Origin of the sequence: Methylomonas rosea, from assembly GCF_024505055.1 — a bacterium.
GTDB classification, from domain to species: Bacteria; Pseudomonadota; Gammaproteobacteria; order Methylococcales; family Methylomonadaceae; genus Methylomonas; species Methylomonas rosea.
On record NZ_JANIBL010000013.1, the window covers coordinates 60,340 to 76,941 of the forward strand.

The 16,602-nt window shown below is 54.2% G+C and carries 21 protein-coding genes; 13 read left to right on the forward strand and 8 right to left on the reverse strand.

The window, feature by feature from the left end:
• Positions 1–38 precede the first annotated feature (38 nt).
• The 5 genes from NP589_RS06120 to NP589_RS06140 form a co-directional block, all read right to left on the reverse strand.
• Complete coding sequence (locus NP589_RS06120) at positions 39–518, reverse strand: HugZ family pyridoxamine 5'-phosphate oxidase (RefSeq protein ID WP_256606180.1); 480 nt, start codon at positions 516–518, stop codon at positions 39–41.
• Entirely contained in the window at positions 515–1,093 is a 579-nt protein-coding gene (locus NP589_RS06125; protein ID WP_256606181.1) for a DNA-3-methyladenine glycosylase I, read from the reverse strand. Before NP589_RS06125 ends, NP589_RS06120 begins: the two co-directional genes overlap by 4 nt.
• On the reverse strand, positions 1,093–1,452 hold the full coding sequence (locus NP589_RS06130) for a YajD family HNH nuclease (protein WP_064009472.1): 360 nt from the start codon (positions 1,450–1,452) through the stop codon (positions 1,093–1,095). The genes NP589_RS06125 and NP589_RS06130 overlap by 1 nt, the downstream gene beginning before the upstream one ends.
• Positions 1,453–1,467: 15 nt before the next feature.
• On the reverse strand, positions 1,468–2,472 hold the full coding sequence (gene moaA / locus NP589_RS06135; RefSeq protein ID WP_256606182.1) for a GTP 3',8-cyclase MoaA: 1,005 nt from the start codon (positions 2,470–2,472) through the stop codon (positions 1,468–1,470).
• A gap of 119 nt (positions 2,473–2,591) precedes the next feature.
• Positions 2,592–3,038, reverse strand: coding sequence for an arsenate reductase/protein-tyrosine-phosphatase family protein (locus NP589_RS06140; RefSeq protein ID WP_256606183.1), 447 nt, complete (start codon positions 3,036–3,038; stop codon positions 2,592–2,594).
• 171 nt (positions 3,039–3,209) lie between these two features.
• Between NP589_RS06140 and NP589_RS06145 the strand changes: the two genes are divergently transcribed.
• From NP589_RS06145 to NP589_RS06155, 3 genes are all read left to right on the forward strand, one after another.
• Positions 3,210–3,446 (forward strand): toxin-antitoxin system HicB family antitoxin, encoded by a 237-nt coding sequence (locus NP589_RS06145; protein WP_256606184.1) that lies wholly within the window; start codon positions 3,210–3,212, stop codon positions 3,444–3,446.
• Between the two features lie 194 nt (positions 3,447–3,640).
• A complete protein-coding gene (locus NP589_RS06150; RefSeq protein ID WP_256606185.1) occupies positions 3,641–4,084 on the forward strand; it encodes a hypothetical protein in 444 nt (147 codons plus the stop codon).
• A 66-nt stretch (positions 4,085–4,150) separates the two neighbouring features.
• Positions 4,151–4,942: a hypothetical protein gene (locus tag NP589_RS06155; RefSeq protein ID WP_256606186.1), complete on the forward strand. Its 792-nt coding sequence runs from the start codon at positions 4,151–4,153 to the stop codon at positions 4,940–4,942.
• 125 nt (positions 4,943–5,067) lie between these two features.
• Here the strand turns inward: NP589_RS06155 and NP589_RS06160 are convergent, their stop codons facing one another.
• A complete protein-coding gene (locus tag NP589_RS06160) occupies positions 5,068–6,063 on the reverse strand; it encodes a hydrolase (protein WP_256606187.1) in 996 nt (331 codons plus the stop codon).
• Positions 6,064–6,220: 157 nt separating this feature from the next.
• On the opposite strand from NP589_RS06160, the gene NP589_RS06165 reads away from it, so the two are divergent.
• Positions 6,221–7,294 (forward strand): lytic transglycosylase domain-containing protein, encoded by a 1,074-nt coding sequence (locus tag NP589_RS06165; RefSeq protein ID WP_256606188.1) that lies wholly within the window; start codon positions 6,221–6,223, stop codon positions 7,292–7,294.
• A 42-nt stretch (positions 7,295–7,336) separates the two neighbouring features.
• Here NP589_RS06165 and NP589_RS06170 read toward each other — a convergent pair whose 3' ends face one another.
• Positions 7,337–7,633, reverse strand: a complete 297-nt coding sequence (locus NP589_RS06170; protein ID WP_256606189.1) for a hypothetical protein — start codon at positions 7,631–7,633, stop codon at positions 7,337–7,339.
• A gap of 198 nt (positions 7,634–7,831) precedes the next feature.
• On the opposite strand from NP589_RS06170, the gene NP589_RS06175 reads away from it, so the two are divergent.
• Positions 7,832–8,395 (forward strand): DUF1877 family protein, encoded by a 564-nt coding sequence (locus NP589_RS06175; RefSeq protein ID WP_256606190.1) that lies wholly within the window; start codon positions 7,832–7,834, stop codon positions 8,393–8,395.
• A 163-nt stretch (positions 8,396–8,558) separates the two neighbouring features.
• Positions 8,559–9,023 (forward strand): hypothetical protein, encoded by a 465-nt coding sequence (locus tag NP589_RS06180; protein ID WP_256606191.1) that lies wholly within the window; start codon positions 8,559–8,561, stop codon positions 9,021–9,023.
• 57 nt (positions 9,024–9,080) lie between these two features.
• Here the strand turns inward: NP589_RS06180 and NP589_RS06185 are convergent, their stop codons facing one another.
• Positions 9,081–9,545, reverse strand: coding sequence for a sterol desaturase family protein (locus NP589_RS06185; protein ID WP_371929649.1), 465 nt, complete (start codon positions 9,543–9,545; stop codon positions 9,081–9,083).
• Positions 9,546–9,870: 325 nt separating this feature from the next.
• On the opposite strand from NP589_RS06185, the gene NP589_RS06190 reads away from it, so the two are divergent.
• From NP589_RS06190 to NP589_RS06220, 7 genes are all read left to right on the forward strand, one after another.
• A complete protein-coding gene (locus tag NP589_RS06190) occupies positions 9,871–10,458 on the forward strand; it encodes a Pvc16 family protein (protein WP_026603180.1) in 588 nt (195 codons plus the stop codon).
• Entirely contained in the window at positions 10,455–11,234 is a 780-nt protein-coding gene (locus tag NP589_RS06195; RefSeq protein ID WP_256606193.1) for a hypothetical protein, read from the forward strand. Before NP589_RS06190 ends, NP589_RS06195 begins: the two co-directional genes overlap by 4 nt.
• A gap of 62 nt (positions 11,235–11,296) precedes the next feature.
• On the forward strand, positions 11,297–13,474 hold the full coding sequence (locus tag NP589_RS06200; RefSeq protein ID WP_256606194.1) for a phage tail sheath family protein: 2,178 nt from the start codon (positions 11,297–11,299) through the stop codon (positions 13,472–13,474).
• A 21-nt stretch (positions 13,475–13,495) separates the two neighbouring features.
• Entirely contained in the window at positions 13,496–13,957 is a 462-nt protein-coding gene (locus NP589_RS06205; protein WP_256606195.1) for a phage tail protein, read from the forward strand.
• 17 nt (positions 13,958–13,974) lie between these two features.
• Positions 13,975–15,474 (forward strand): hypothetical protein, encoded by a 1,500-nt coding sequence (locus tag NP589_RS06210; protein ID WP_256606196.1) that lies wholly within the window; start codon positions 13,975–13,977, stop codon positions 15,472–15,474.
• Positions 15,467–15,979 carry a phage tail protein gene (locus tag NP589_RS06215; RefSeq protein WP_256606197.1) on the forward strand — a complete coding sequence of 171 codons (513 nt, stop codon included), beginning with the start codon at positions 15,467–15,469 and terminating at the stop codon, positions 15,977–15,979. The genes NP589_RS06210 and NP589_RS06215 overlap by 8 nt, the downstream gene beginning before the upstream one ends.
• On the forward strand, positions 15,976–16,602 hold a 627-nt coding region (locus NP589_RS06220), incomplete at its 3' end, for a CIS tube protein (protein ID WP_256606198.1). The genes NP589_RS06215 and NP589_RS06220, both read left to right, overlap by 4 nt.

Genomic DNA, 16,602 nt, shown 5'->3' on the forward strand with positions numbered 1-16,602 from the left:
ATACTCTGGTCACGGCCGAGGCTAGCGGAGCAATCGCTTTAATGGTTTGCGGGTAACGGAACGCCATTCTCGACATCGATGCTAAATGCTTTGCCGAAGCCGGCGACATATTGGCCGCGTAAAGGGGTTAGCGCCAGTAAATGAAAATCTGTGAGCGAGCGTAAAACCGCGACTGTTTCGCCGAATCGGTCTTGCAGCCTATCTAACAACTGGGCATATGCCGACTGGAGTTTATCGATTTCGCCGACCGCGCATTCGAATACTAAGCGGCGTCTGGCAAACGGATTGACTGCTTCGGACTCGGGTTCGATAAACATGATGGATGCCTGGCCTTGGCGCAGCATATTGCCGGTATGCCGGGCTAATTGGCTGACATAGATGTAATAAGTGTTTTGATATTCTAAGAACGGCGCATAACTGACTTCGGCTATGCCGAACTCGGAACAGCTGGCGATTATCAGACTTTGGCTATTGGCAATTAAAGTCCGGTAATCGGCGGCTAGCGGTTCGGAGCTCATGGTGTTGTGGTGGCTGTCAGTTGCGAGTGGCGGAAACAATCGACAGTGTGATCGTTGACCATACCCACCGCCTGCATATAAGCATAGCAGATGGTTTTGCCGACGAATTTAAAGCCGCGCTTTTGCAAGTCTTTACTCATGCGCACCGACTCCGGGGAGAAAGCCGGTAATTGGCTATGGTTAAGCCAATGATTTTGCCGCGTTTCGCCATCGACAAAGCGCCAGATGTAGTGATCGAAACTGCCGAATTCCTGTTGCACTCGCAAAAAAGCTTGGGCGTTGCTGACTGCGGATTGGATTTTCAGGCGGTTTTTGACGATGCCGTGAGTTTGCAATAACGACGCCAGTTTTTTGTGATCATATGCGGCGACCTTGACCGGATCGAAATCATCGAAAGCCGCGCGATAAGCCTCGCGCTTATCGAGTATGGTGCGCCAACTGAGACCGGCCTGCGCGCCTTCCAGCACCAGAAACTCGAACAACATCCGCTCGTCGTGCAGCGGCACGCCCCATTCATGATCGTGATAATGCTCTTCGTTAGCGCTACCCAGCGCCCACACGCATTTGCCCGGCATCAGTCTTTTTTCATCAGGTTTTTCAGATCGGCGAAAGGGTTGAAGGTTGCCACCGGCGCCTTACCTTCTGAAGTGGCCTTGCCGCCGTAACGCACATGTTCTTCATAACGCTGATGTTCGTTGTCGTGACAGTAAAGGCATAGCAACTCCCAGTTACTGCCGTCGGGCGGATTGTGGTCGTGGTCGTGATTGACGTGATGCACGGTCAATTCGCGCAGATTTTTATGATCGAACTCCCGTGAGCAGCGCCCGCATATCCAGGGGTAGAGTTTTAATGCTTGTTCGCGGTAGCCCTTTTCCCGCTCTTCCTTATAACGCCGGGCTTCGGCGACGATGTGATAGGCTTTATTATCCGACATGAGGTCCTCCGTAGTTCAGCCGCCGGTGGCGTTCATGTGCCGCAAAATCACCGGCTGTTCGTGAATATTGAATTCGTGTTTTTCGGGTTTGATTTGCATCGCTTCGACAATCGCTTGTTTCAACATGGCTTTATCGCCCGGATGATCTCTGACCACCTGTTTCAGATCGACCGAATGTTCGTTACCCAAACACAGCAGCAGACGGCCCTCGGCGGTCAGCCGCACCCGGTTGCAGGTGCCGCAGAAATTGGCGCTGTGCGGCGAGATAAAACCGACTTTGCTCTCGCTGCCCGCCACCCGGTAATAGGCCGAAGGTCCGCCGGTCGAGTCGGCGACGGCTTCCAGCGTAAAGCGCTGCTGCAAATCCTGCCGGATCAATTCGCTGGGATAGAAAGCGTCGCCGCGATGATGGTTGTCTACCGCGCCCAGCGGCATTTCCTCGATAAAACTGATGTCTATGCCATGCTCTACGGCAAATTGCACCAGATCGCAAACTTCTTGATGATTGCGGTTTTTCAGAATCACCGCATTGAGTTTGATGCGTTGGAAGCCGGCCTTTCGAGCCGTCTCGATGCCTTTCAGCACTTGTGCTAAATCGCCGGTACGGGTCAGTTCCTTGAATTTGACCGGGTCTAGGGTGTCCAGGCTGATGTTGACGCGTTTCACGCCGGCCGTTTTTAGTTCGTCGGCCATCTCGGCCAGATGCGAACCGTTGCTGGTCAATACCAGTTCGTTCAAACCAGGCACGCGCCCCAGGTCTTGCATCAAGCCCAACGCGCCTTTACGCACCAGCGGCTCGCCGCCGGTAATCCTGATTTTGCCCACGCCCAGTTCGACAAAGGTTTCGCAGATAAAGCGGATTTCTTCCAGGCTGAGGATCTGGCTGCGCGGCAGAAACACCATGTCTTCAGCCATGCAGTACACGCAGCGAAAATCGCAGCGGTCGGTTATCGATACCCGCAGGTAGTTGACCACTCTGCCGAAGCGGTCTATCAGTTGCAACGGTTTGCTAGGCGCCATTACATTCAAACAGTAAAAATAAAGGAGGAAAATAGTAACACAGCGCCGCGCTGTGTTATTGCCGTTTGCGAAAAGAGTCGGATTGAACTGACAAGTTCCTGTGACGGTGCTTAACGCGGCTAATCGTTGCCCAAGCGCCGCAGCAAAGCCAATACCGCTGCTTCTATCTGCGGCAAGGCCTCGCTCGGATGGGCATCTTCAATATCGTCTACCTGCCAGTATTCCACGTGCTCCACCCAGTCCGGGAAACGGCTATGCAGCAAGGGTTTATGCTCGGTTTGCTTCAAGGCAATGATATGCCGGGCGGCAGCTAGGTCCTGCTCGGTCAGCGCAATCGGCGCGCGAATCGGCTCGATGGGAATCTCTCGCAAGGCCAAGCCATGTCGGGTGTGCGGCGAAATCGGCCCGGCATCGTCCTTCAGCAATTCGATAGCCAACCCGCGCGAAAATGCCCGCCACGGCAGCGCGTAATCCGGTGCATGATGATTGAACAAATACTCGGCAAACCGGCTACGGTAGTAGTTGCCGGTGCAGAGGAATAGGACTTGTGGGTGGTTGGCGGTCATAAAGCTACTTGGCGATGTCTATTGGCTAAGGCCCTGATGCAATTCCTTGCATTTGGATCGGAAATAGGCTGTTTGTATACCATTGCTCTCCCTCAATTCAAACGGTTTTGCTGTTTCAGATAGATTCGACTTAGAATTCCGCAATTGCAAAATCTTGTCTGGGTGTTTGCCATGAAGATATTGAATTTGAGTTTGCCGGACTGCGTGCTTTGCTACATCAAAGAACTGGCGAGTAAAAAAGGCGTATCGATCAATCAATTCATTGCGAGCGCCGTCGCCGAAAAAGTGTCGGCGATTACAACCGAAGACTACTTGCGGGCCCTTGCCGAACGTGCCGATAAAGCTGCTTTTCAGGCCATTTTGGCTAAAGTGCCTAAGCGAGAACCTTTGGCTGGGGATGAGCTATAGGGGTAAGTGTGCATTAGTGCTTGACATGAAGGGACTGCATGCTAGAGTCGATCACAGGCTAAATATACAGGGCAAGTATGCACAGTTTTCCAATTATTAGGGCGAAAGTGCCGGCAAAGATGGGTGTTCGCCCTATGGGTTCTCGTCCTGAGGCAAATAATTGGCTGGGCAAACAAGATAGCTGATAACGAACTATGGAAGCATTCATTGCATTTCTGTATGAGCATTTCGTTTCCATCATCGGTGTCCTACTGACTACTTCGCTAGTAGCCTACCTAACTTGGCGTAACAACTTCAAGGTTCGTCGAGCCAACGCTTGCGTCGCATTCCGCGCAGCCGTGCTCTCGGAGCTTGGTTCCATCTATCCAAACCCCGCCGAATGGCCCAAGAACATCGACGCCTTTCTCCGCTCCCACTTTACGGCTCTCCAAATTGCGGTTGAAAATTTCCGTCCGTTCGTACCTTGGTGGAAGCGTTGGCTATTTAGTCGTGCCTGGTTCCATTATCGCTGCTCCACTGGTCGTCCAGTAGATATTCAGTGCTATCAGCATTACGTGGACTTTGGTGATAATCCGAACCATAAGGCCATTTTTTATGCCAATGTTTCTCGCTTATTGGCATTCGCCAATGAAACATAACCCTGGATGCTGAGCCATAAATCCGCGTAGCGCCAGAGGCCTCCGCGTTTCGCAAGAGACCCCCGTATGAATGAATATCGACCATATGACGGGTGGGATTACCGAATCAATGACCTGTTGATCGGTGAGGACGAACCACCCGGTAACCAACTCCTTGACGAGGATGGAAACCCTTCTACAACGATTGAAAACAAGAGCCTGGAAGGTTTAGCGGTCCTAGCCGCCACTCTAAACAAGTACGGGCCTGATATGAAGCCGGAGCATCTTGAGAAGGCGGTTTGGTGGTTAAAGGACTGGAAAATGCACCGCTCTGACTGGTATAGGTCGGTAAACGCAATGGCTGAATTCCATCAAACGATGGAGAGCTTGAAGAATTCGCTTGAGTTCAAACGTGACGGTAAACGTGCTCGCCTCTATAGCTACGGATCCCATTTATTCGCTCTAATCTCTGGAGTTTGTGCAGGATTTGCGCTGAATGCTTGGCTCGGGGAATCCGGATGGGTCGAAAGAATTGCTTTGACAATAGGCGCTTTGTCTCTCGCCCTGCTTACAGCAGGGTTTAGGGATACGGCACGAGATATTTGGCAACAGCAAGATCGTCGTTACTTTCTTCAGTGTCTAAGACAATCGCGGTGCACTGAAGACTTGCTTCACGCTGGACTTTTCGCATACCACCCTGAAACGATAAGTGTCGAAAGCGCAGAGGAACATTTGGCGTTCCGTCGTGCGGTGCGAGAAATGCAGCATCAACTTGGTGATGCGCTTTATTTTGACTGGGATAGGCAGATACGCGAAAGATTTAATGAGAAAGAACAAGCCTACAGCTGGAACTGGCCCCAATCAGAAAAAAAGGGATGATGTCTGTTGAGAAGGCATTTGCTACACATGCCACACATGTAACCCTGCTAACGCAACTGGTGGAACGCCTTATAGCCTCCACCCTTTATTGGAAAACGCTTAAGCGAAATTGGCCAATGTTTCCGCTAATTACCTGTCGGTGGCAAAAGCTTCCACAAATACTCACTAATCCGCTCCTCCACCCAATACTCCGGCCTAAACAACGCTCCACCCACAAACCCCACATGCCCGCCGCCGGCGCAGACTTCCAGTTGCACCCGGTCCGATAGCTCTGCACTGCTCGGCAATACCCGCTCGGTCATGAACGGATCGTCCTTCGCTTGCAAGACTAAAGTGGGGACGCGGATGTCTTTTAAAAATTGCCGGGAACTGCTGCGCCGGTAATAATCGTGGGCATCTTTAAAGCCGTGCAAGCCGGCCACGACTTTATCGTCGTATTGCCAGAACGACTTGATGCCGGAGAGGTCGCCTAGCTTTAAAATCCGCTCGGCTTGTTCGTGCTGACCGATGCGCTGCAAATGCCGCAGTTTGATACGCATATACTGTTTCAGCTCACGCAGTAAGTAGTCGCGATAGAATTTCGAGAAACCGCGATCAAGCTTGTCGGCGCATTCGTTTAACAGCAGCGGCACTGATACCGATACCGCCGCCGATAACTCAAGCTTATCACCTTGTTCGCCCAGCCATTTTAGTAACACGTTACCGCCCAGGGAAAAACCTATCGCCGCCATCGCTCGATTCGGAAAACGTCGGCGCAAGGTGTTATACAAAAAGTCGATATCCTCGGTTTCGCCGGAGTGATAACAGCGCGCCATCCGGTTCATCTCGCCGCTGCAACCGCGAAAATTCAGCGCCACGCTGGCAAGGCCGGCGGCCAGCAAGCAGTGCTGCAAACCTTGGATGTAACCGGAGCGGCTGCTGCCGGCCAAACCGTGCAACAGAATCACCAGCGGCCGGTCGTCATTGTCGATCCAATCGATGTCCAAAAAGTCGCCGTCCGCCGTGTCCAGTCTCTCGCGGCGGATGCCGGCGGGTGGCGATATGCGCCGCAGAAACGCCGGATAGATCGTCTGCAAATGCGGACTGTTCAGCCACCAGGCCGGGCGGAAGGCGTTGTGCATGGTTGTGGACCTGCTTTATAGTAGTTGTTAGGCGATAGTTGGAGAGGAATATACCTTTTGTGTCGCTAAACGCTAGCGCGAGTCTTGGCGGCGGATGTTTCGCTGTTGTCTGTCTGAGGTTTTCCGGATTATTTCCAACCATGTTTCACTGTTCTTGATGAGTCGGCCAATTCCTATCGCCAAAACACCGGTCAAAACTGTCCCGCCTAGCCGAGCAAAAGCGGGTTCGGGGCGCAAGCCAGGCAAGCCGCGCCGCAAAACCAAGTCTCTGCGCAAACCAAAGTGGTGGCTGATTGTGTTGGAGGGCTTGGCGCTGATGGTTGCTGCTGTATTGGCGACGATGTTTGTGCTCGGTTACTCGGCCAGTTGGTTGTCCGGCCCCGGTTTCTTTACCAGTTTGCTGCCGTTCGCGATTGGCGTGGTGATCTTGATGTTGGCCGCAGCAGCATTGTTACTGGCCTGGTCGCGCTTGCGCGGTTGGTTGCATGGCAGGTTGGATTATTTGCCAGCCGCATTGGCGGTAGGACTGGCCGCTTCGACGGGTTGGTTTGTAATGCATGATGGCTACACCCAAGTTTTTACGCATTTTCGGACCTTGGTCGGCGGCAAGCAGGAGGCCGAAAAAGTCACCCTAGCGCATCAAGTCTACGCCGCGTATCGCCGCCACGGCATCGGCGGCTTACAAAAAATGATGGTGCGTGCCGATGCCTTCAATCCGGCGATAGTCGAGGCCGCCAAAGCATTTGATGTCGATGTCAATTTGCTGCAAGGCATCGCCGCGACCGAGTCCTCGTTTATGCCGCGCGATAGCTTCGATGGCGGCAAAGGCTTGTTTCAGATTACCGCCGTGCCCAAAGCGATTACCCGCGAAGCCGCCGATGAACTGGATGTGGCGGAACTGCAAGTCAACGATCCCCGGCACAATGCTTTTGTCGCCGCCGCCACCTTTAAACATTATCTGCAAGAAATGAACGGCGATTTGTTTTTAGGCTTATTAGCCTACAACATCGGGCCGCGCAACGGCGGTTTGCGTTTCATCATGCAGCAATACGGCGCCACCGACTTTGTGACGATGCAGCCTTACTTACAAACCTTGCCGCGCGATTATCCGATTCGGGTATTGTCCTATGCCCTGGCTTTCAAGCTATATCAGAAGGACGGCAAACTGCTGGCCTATGAAGAAGGCGATAACGCGATGCGGATTCAGCAGATGGGGATCCCGGGTTTGTAAGTCTTCTGCCAAGTCTCAGTCTCGTGCGGGTAGCCGTTACAGTTAGGAAAATTTGACGATGATGTCTTGTTGAATATGGCGAACCATGTGATGGAGCTTTTCCGATTTAACAGGGATATGTCTCAGCGGATCATGCTGGCGCATGACGAACTCCCGAATGGCTTCATCGTTCCAGGTCTGATGGTTGTCGTGCACCATACGCAGTACAGCATTCAATTTATTGGCGGTGTAGATCACATCGTCTTCGTTATCGTCGTAATCCGAATGTATCAAACCCTTTATGGCGTACTTAACTTGCGCAAGGGCGTTATTTGCATCCAATGATGTGGCTTGTCTCACGATTATTTCTCCGGCTTTCGGTTTGGGATGGCGGCCACTATCACATCAGGCCCTTAAATTAAACTTAATAAATGGCGGTTGAGCGACATGCTGCCGATCGCGTCAAAATAATAGTTGATGGCAATGAGTGGCTGTATTGCCTAAAAGTACGGGTTTCAGTGATGATAGGATTTTATTTGTTGGGATAAGAAAATGAGCATGCTGTTTGAACTGCGTCGTGTGCCATTGGCAGATTTAGACGCCTTATATCAAGATCCTAGCGATATATTCTTTTACCTGTCTGGCGAGGAACCCTATCAGCCGCCGAAAAGTTTTTTTAAACGGGTATTCGGACCTAAAACGCCACCGAAACCAAAACGGGAATGGACACCGCCGTCTGACGACATGCTGTTGGATTTGGAGACAAACTGGCATGTTTTACACTACGTTCTGTGCCGAAACGCCTGGGAAGGGCCGTTACCGCAAGCGACACTATTGTCGGGTGGTACGGAACTTGGCAAGGTGGATGTTGGCTATGGTCCGGCAAGAGGCTTAAACCCAATGGAGGCAGACGATTTTCTGACTTACCTTAGCTCCCTCAATAAGGAACAGTATGCGCTGGGCATAGAAGGGAAAGACTTTGTAGAAAATGATATCTATGGCGGCTACACCGGCTGGAATAGCGACGACGCTGCAAATTTATGGGACTACATCGAGGCGTTAAAAGCGTTTCTAACCAAAGCCAAGCAGGAAAACCATGGGATCATTTTACACTTGTACTAAGATTTCAACTGTTGCTGAATGCTGCGAATCAACCTACTTTGGCGGCATCAGTGGCGTGCCTATCTTGATCGTCGCGCTTAGCTAAGCTCTTAAGCGCTTAATCATAGTGTCCTTAAATTCATCGCCGTTCTTACTTAAATTGGGCCTGCTGGACCGTACTTAAATGTCATTACACAACTTCACACTTTTCGCCGATTACTTCCAGTTTTATATCCAAGACGAATCTGTCGGCGGAAGCCTTGCTGATGCTTGGAATAAAGACGCCTTCGCCCGCATGCTTGCGGTAGCGCCAGGTGTGGTCGCGGTTGGCACCGTACGCAACACAAATGTTCCCGTGTCCATTGAGATTCTCGACTCGGTTCCGTCTCTGGATTTGGATGATTGGGATCATCTGGTTGAGTGCAGTATTCTGATTAAAAACAATAGTATAGCCATCGCAGGGTGTACGGACTATCTTCCCGAAGCAGCGCGAATTGATATTTCACCCGGTACTTATCGCGTACGCGTCGGCTATGCAGGATTGGCAACAGTATCCGCGGATATTTTGACGGGTGATGACCATTATGCGCTCCAGCTTTGGCAAGCAGAGGCGATTGAGCCAACGGTCCTTAAACAATTTAAGAGCTAAAGCAAAACGCAAATAAGCGGTTTTCCGAAGCGCAATTTCTCAATCCGCTGTGTGCTGCTATTTGTTTCTAGTGCCCAACAGATAATCAAACCCCGGCCAGGTAACGCACCAGTTGCCGGAGCCGGGCTGGGTATGATGTTGATAGTGCCAGGGTAAATGCTGTTTAGCCCAGTCCGGATCGAGATGGGCTTTCCGATGCCGAAGGTAGTAAAGCGTCAACGAGCCATATAAACCCACCACGAAAGCCGGCCAGTACCAAAGTATCGGCAGATGCGCCAATACAATCACGGCCAACACCGCCAACTCCTTGGTTTGCGCATTCCAGGTCGATAAGTCCAGCTGGCGATAGCCGGGATCAAGCATCTGGTGTTTGGCGCATATCGCATGGTGCTCATACCAATGGTAGGCCCAGATGCTGCCCGGCTGTTTGCCTAAACGATGCAAGATAAATTTGTGCATCAGCCATTCGCCGAGATTGGCGTAAAGCAGGGCTAAAAAAAATTGTAGGGTCACCGAGAGCATGAATATATCGGACCAATGGGGTAGGCAAGTTGGGCCTATCTTCGCTGGTTTGCCTTGTCCAACCTAGTTGTTTTGAGCAAACGCCTGTTCAGGTAGAAAGTTTTAGCTGTTTTTTAATCCGATTTTAATCAATTCCGCCCCGGCAAATTTCAAAAACTCTGCTAAAAATTAATAGCATTATTTGATTGAGGCACGGAATTTAGCCGGTTAGCTTGCTGACTATCGCTTTTTTCGATTTTTATAGGCGAATAGCTTCACAAAATCGACTTGCGTACAGTAGACCTATGTACTAGGCTATGCTACCGCTCAAGTAGGGGGAGGAGAAATGGCTTCGTACCGGGGAGTGACCGGCGCGCTTCTGGCGTTGGAATCGTTCTTGACCAGCAGATTACCTGCCGAGCTGAGCAGCGAGCCTACCAATGCCCAAGCAAAATTGTTGGGCAGCGCCGACATCGCCAATATCCTCACCGGCAATCTGCTGGGTATCTACCTGCACCGAATTACCATCGATCCGCACGGGCGGCAGCGCTCCTTCGCGCAACGCGGCAGCGACCAAAGCGCGCCGCAAGCCGAACTACCGGTCAATCTGCATTTTCTGTTAATCGCCAACGCCGCCAGCGCCACCATCGAAGCCGATCTGCTGAGTTGGGCGATGGTCGAACTCGCCAACCAATGTCAGCTCGACATCTCGCATATTCAAGACATTGACGACGAATGGGGCCAGGCCGAAGTGCTGAATATTGCCCCGGACGAGATGACTACCGAGGACTTGATGCGCATCTGGGATGTCTTCAAATCGCCTTATACCAGCACCGTACCTTATGTAGCCCGCACCGTGCGCTTGCGCTTGCAGCGGCCGCGTACGGAAGGTCCGCCGGTTTCGACGCGGATATTTCCCGGAGGCACGGTATGAAAGCCGTCAAAGTTCTGGAAACCAATATTCTTTACGCCAGCGACGTGATCTATTGGCTGGACGGCAGCAGCGCCGCACAGGAAGCGGATATGCGGCGGCTGAGCGAAGCCGTTGTTTTGCAACTCGATACCCATCCCACCGATTTGCAATTTTTACACACGCCAGGCAAAACGGCCTTGTGGCGGCGCTCGGCCGGCAAAACGGTGCAAGGCCCGCCCAGTGAGGCGGACAAGCTGCGTCCGGCAGAAGCAGCTTACGTCATTGCCGGCTCGGTGGCCGACAGTCAACGCCGCTATGTCCCGCGCCGCTTCGACATTCAAGCCGGTAACGCCGCCGGACATAGTTTGGTGCTTTACCCGACGCCATTCGGTACCAAGTTAGGACGTGGTGGTGGATTGCGCGGTACGCTGCGTTTTACCGGCAGCAATGCGCCGGCCGTTTGGGCGTTGCTGACGCTGACGGTCAATCTGGGCGTCGGCGGCAATTTGATCTGCCGCGCCCAAGCCGACGCCAACGGCGATTTCATCATCGCGATGCACCGCTTGCCGCCCTTGCCGGAAGGGGTAACCGAGTATGCCGCCACACTAAGTGTTCGCGCTCTTGTCGCTGCCGATGCCGCCGACGCGATCGATCCGGACAATCTAGTAGCGATGACGCTGGGGGCGTTGAATACCGACAACAGCTTTGCCGCCGAGCTTGCCCTGGCCGTGGTGCCCGGCGAAATTGGTTTAATCCGGTCCTTTAATCGGGATCATCTCGCCGTTCAACCCAATTGAGTCAAACATGAGTTGAGTTCGTTCTTTAAACGCTGGTCCACATAAAAATTAAGGAGGGGAGCATGCCTGAATATCTTGCACCGGGTGTGTTTGTAGAAGAAGTTAGCTTTCGCGCCAAATCGATCGAAGGGGTGGGGACCAGCGTTGCGGCTGTGGTCGGCCCCACGCGTTTCGGGCCGTTGCGGGGTAATCCCGAGGTCGTGACTAGCTTCGGCGAATTCACCCGCATCTACGGCGATATCCAAGATCTCACCCTGGCTGGCACAGCGGTTCTTAACCATACCGCTATTGCCGCGAAAGCCTTTTTCGACGGCGGCGGCAAACAGCTCTATGTGTCGCGGGTCGGCAATTTTCCGCAAAACGCGTCAGGTGTATCGACGCGATCCGTGCCCAATGTGCTGAGCTTCAACAGCCGCTTTCCGGGCACGATGGGCGATTTCACACTGGAAGTGCTGTGGCGCGATAGCGAAAATCTGCTAAAAACCGAGGCTACTTCGGCGCCCGCCGAAGGCGAAGTAGTGTTTCTGAATGCCACCGGCTTGACCAATGCGGTGCGCTCGGCTGGCATAGCCGCGCAATTTCCGGATGAACGTTTCCCTTTGAATGTTCGCGCCCTGGTACGCCGCGAAGGCGATCATTTCGTCATCGTCAACAACCGCTGTGAACTGGATACCGCCGACGATGTGGCGGCGGGCGGCACGGCCTTGCGTCCGAACGGTCAGGCCGACGGCAGTCAGGGCGTATTGATGACGGCAGGCTTGGTGAACGGTCCCGGTGTTTCTGTGAGCTATACCCGGGTGTTTGCGAAAAACCCCAGCAGCGGCTCCTTGGCTAACGGCACGTCGGCGGTATTAACCCTTAGCGCGGAAACCAATTTGTCGGTGTATACCGGCGCGGCGCATTGGGGCACTCTAACCGCGTTGCGAGGTACGCTGAATGCGGCCGGCAGCGAGTTTGTGGTGGACGGCGGCGGTTTGAATGTGGGGGTCAACGCCGACATCACCCTGCCTTTAGCGGCTTTGGCCGCTGCACCGAATACAGTGCGGGCGGTGGTGGTGCAGCGTAATTTCGATATTTCCGTGCATGCCGGCGGCCGCGACGGTCCGGTGATATACAGTTATGGCGATATTTCCAGCGCCCCCGACGCAAAAAACAGTCTCAGCGCAATGCTGCCTGTCGCTCCGGACAAACGTTACGACCAATTGACCAGCCCGGTCAGTTGTACCCTCAGTGCCGGCATTAGCGGGGCCGACGTGGTGGCGGCCTTGTACAGTCTGTTTGAAGCGGATGGTTTAAATCCCGGTCCGATGTCGGTCCAAGGCCCGCGCTATTTGATTAATCTGTCCGGCGGTAGTGATGGTAATGTACCGGTGGCTTTGCATTACGGCGGCGTTGAAGACGAAGTCAACGGCAGCAGCGGTTTCGTGGCCTTGGAAAATATCGAGGATGTTTCCATTGTCATGACCCCGGCCGCGGCGGCCGATGCCGTCAACCATCAAGCCATCGTCGCCGAAGTGCAAAAACACTGTCTGAAAATGCGCTACCGGGTCGGCATTGTCGATAGCCGTGACGGCATGGCGCTCTCGGAAATACGCGAGTTTCGTTCCAACTTCGACGATTCGCGGCTGGCGCTGTACTACCCCTGGGTGGTCATTGCCGATCCGCGCGGTGTGCTCAGCACTATCAACGTGCCGCCGTCCGGCTTCGTCGCCGGCGTCTATGCCAACACCGATGTGCAGCGCGGCGTGCATAAGCCGCCGGCCAACGAACCGGTCATCGGCGCCTTGCGTTTTGCCCAGGAAATCAACCGCTTTCAGCAGGAATTGCTGAATCCCAACGGCATCAACTGTCTACGCTCGTTTCCGGGGCGCGGGCATCGGGTTTGGGGCGGGCGGACCTTATCCAGTGATCCGGAATGGAAATACGTTAACGTCAGGCGTTACTTTTTGTATCTGGAGCATTCCATCGACAAATCCACGCAATGGGCGGTGTTCGAACCGAACGGCGAACGCTTGTGGGACAACATCCGTCAAACCGTGGAAAGCTTTTTATACAACGAATGGGTGAACGGGCGGCTGTTGGGTAGTGCCAAAACCGCGTACTTTGTGCGCTGCGACCGCAGCACAATGACCCAAAACGATCTGGACAACGGCCGCTTGGTCTGCGAAATCGGCGTGGCGGCTTTGAAGCCGGCCGAGTTTGTGATTTTCCGCATCGGCCAAAAAACCGCCGACGCCTGAACCCTGGATTGGAGATAAACCATGGCTACATATCGCGAAACGCCCTATGGGGTGTTCAATTATCTGGTCAACCTGGGCGACGGCAGCGAAGGCGAAGTGCAGGGCGGCTTTTCAGAAGTATCCGGGCTGAACGCCGAAGTGACGGTTGCGGAATACCGTAACGGCAACGAAGCGGTGAATTACGTGCGCAAGATTCCGGCCATCAACAAGGCCGGCGACGTCACGCTGAAGCGCGGCGTGATCGGCGCGGATAACATTTATAGCTGGCTGGAGCAAATTCGCGGCGGCGATGTGACCGCCAAGCGCGACGTGGTGATCAAGCTAAAAAACGAAGATCCCACCAGCGGTAGCGCCGTCGTCACCTGGAAATTGGTCAGAGCCATGCCGATCAAATGGACCGGGCCGACCTTGACGGCCAAGGGCGGCAGCGATGTGGCGATGGAAGAGCTGGTGCTCTCGGTCGAAACCATCATCCAAAGCTGAGCGTGTAGGCCAAGACCATGGAATTGCTTGCCGGAGCGCGCATCGCCTTGACGCCACGCCCGGTCGAACGCCGGATCGCGGCCTTGGAAGTGGCCATGCTCGGTCATTGTCCGGGTAGGGTCAGACTTGAGCGCCTGTTGCAATTGCCGGCGGCGCTAGCGGACATGCGCGCGGTCGGTTACGGACAGGCAGTCGATGATTTGCAGTTGGGTGTTCCCAGCGCGCTTTACCATCTGCCTATACCCTTGCAATCCAGCGCCGAGTTTCATGACATTTTCCCGGATGCGCTCACCGCCGCTACTGAATACGTCAGCCTATTGGCCGGCAATAAAGCCTGGTTAGGTTTGGCGGTTGACGATTTTTTCGCCAATGGCGGCGAAAAACTATGGGTGGTGCGGATCCCGGAAAGTACGGGGCAAGGCGGTTTTCTGCCGACTGATGCCACGCAATTGCACGATATTACGACGCTCCAGGGCTTGGCCTGCGTCCTGGTGATCCCTGCTTTGGGCGTAGTCTGTTTTCCCGATTTGGAGCGTCTGCAAATACCGCCGCGTCTGCCGGATATTCCGCGAGTGCGCCTGGAAAACTTTGATCCGCAGTTTCTGCCTTGCACGCAAAATACCGATGACGATCACCGCGAACGTCGTTACAGCAGCGAGTTAAACGATATGCCGCCGCCTTGGCAATTGCCGCAGGTGCTGCGCGGGCTGCTGCAATACGTCAGCAGTCATAGGCCGGATCTGCAATGTCTGTTTACCTTGCCGCTGGCGTATTCCGGCGAGCTGGATAGCCCGGTACTCGACCCGGCGGCTTTGAGCGCTCTTTCGGGGTATCAACAGCTTCCGGATAGAGCGCAAGCGCTAAGGCATGTGCAGTTTTTGTTTCCCTATTTACGCGGACCGCGTTTTGCTTTGCATACCCCCGTTGGCTTGATCGCCGGCCAGCAGGCGGCGGTCGCGCGCCGCGACGGTCCTTGGCGCTCGATGGCGGCCAAGCCCTTAAATACTGACGCCTTGCCGTATCCGCGCTTGTCCATCGCCCAAACGCTGGGGTTGCGCGATAAACCCGGTATCAGCGTGCTCAACTATCGAAACTCGTTTAGCGGCGGCGCACAACTCAGCCTCGACGACGAACGCTTGGTGGTGCCGGCCTTGCCGGTCGCCGATTATCCGGTCGACCGCCAGCGTTACGATGGTTTTCGCTCTGCGGAAGTGATGCGCTTCCTGGGCTTTTTGCGTCGGCAATTGCAGGCCTTGGGCGAGCAATTGATCTTCAACCTCGATTACCGAGATCCACGCCCGCGCTTGCTGCTTGAACAGTTTTTCCGGCGCTTGTACATCCAGGGCGCCTTGCGCGGCGCGTCTGCCGAGCAAGCCTTCTCTATTCGTGAATCGACCCCGCAGGAAGGGGCGATGCTCTATGAAATCATGCTGGCGCCGGCGTTTCCGATCGACAAGCTGTTTCTGACCTTCGCCAATCTGAACGGCGAATGGCGTTCGGAGGTGGTCGATGGCTGAGATCAGTGAATTCGTCGCCTTCCGCTTCAAGGTTAATCTGTACAACAGCGACCAGAGCAGCTTGTTGTGCAGCGGTTATTTCAGCGAAGTGACCGGCTTCGAAGCGACGATGGAGCCAAAAGTAATTGCCGAGGGCGGCCACAATTGGGGCGAACATCACCGCTCCGGGCCGACCAAATTCGCACCGATTATTTTGAAACGCGGCGTTACCGACATCAACGATTTATGGTCCTGGTTCGACATCACTACCAGTCAAGCCAACTACGGCTACCGCCTGAGCGGCGAGATCATTGTATTCGGTAATCCCAGCGTCAGCGGCGGCAACGTCACCGATAATGCGGTGCTGGTCTGGAAACTCAGTGGGGTGTTGCCGACCAAATTCAAGGGCCCGGATTTGTCCGCCACGGCCAGCCAGGTGGCTATCGAAGAACTGCATCTGGTACATCAAGGCCTGGAATTGCAGCGACCGGCGCCGGCCAGCACGCAAGGCAGGGGGGCGGCATGATAGCCATCGAACGCGGCAAACTGATACCGGTCAGCGGCGACAACGATAGTCCTGATTTGGATAACGCCATCGACGTGCAATTCAACCCGTCCAGCCTGAAAGTCAGCTTGTCGAACACCTTGAAAGAGAACGCCCGCAACGGCAATAGCCGCTCCGCACAGTTCGTCGACAAAAGTTCGTCCAATCTGACCATAGAGCTGGTGTTCGACACCACTTATATCGAACCGCCCGGCGGCGCCCAGGGCGGTGGGCAGAGCGCCAGTAGTACCGGCAGCAATAGTAGTTCCAGGAAAACCATCGAGCAGGGTTCGGACGTGCGGCTGGAGACCAAGAAAATCGCCGATACCTTCATCAAACCGATAGAAGACGGCAAAAAAATGAAGGCACCCAAACGCTGCCTGTTTCAATGGGGTGCCTTCGAGTTTTTAGGCTTGGTGCAAAGCTTTGACGAAACCTTGGATTTCTTTTCGCCGGAAGGCCGACCGCTACGCGCCACCGTGTCCTTAAAGCTCAGCGAGGATCGTTACCAATTCCGTAACCGTGCCGTCGAACAAGCTGCCCGCAATACGCCCAGCTTGAGTTCGACCGGCGCCGGCCCACAAGGCGGGACCGGGCAGAGTGCC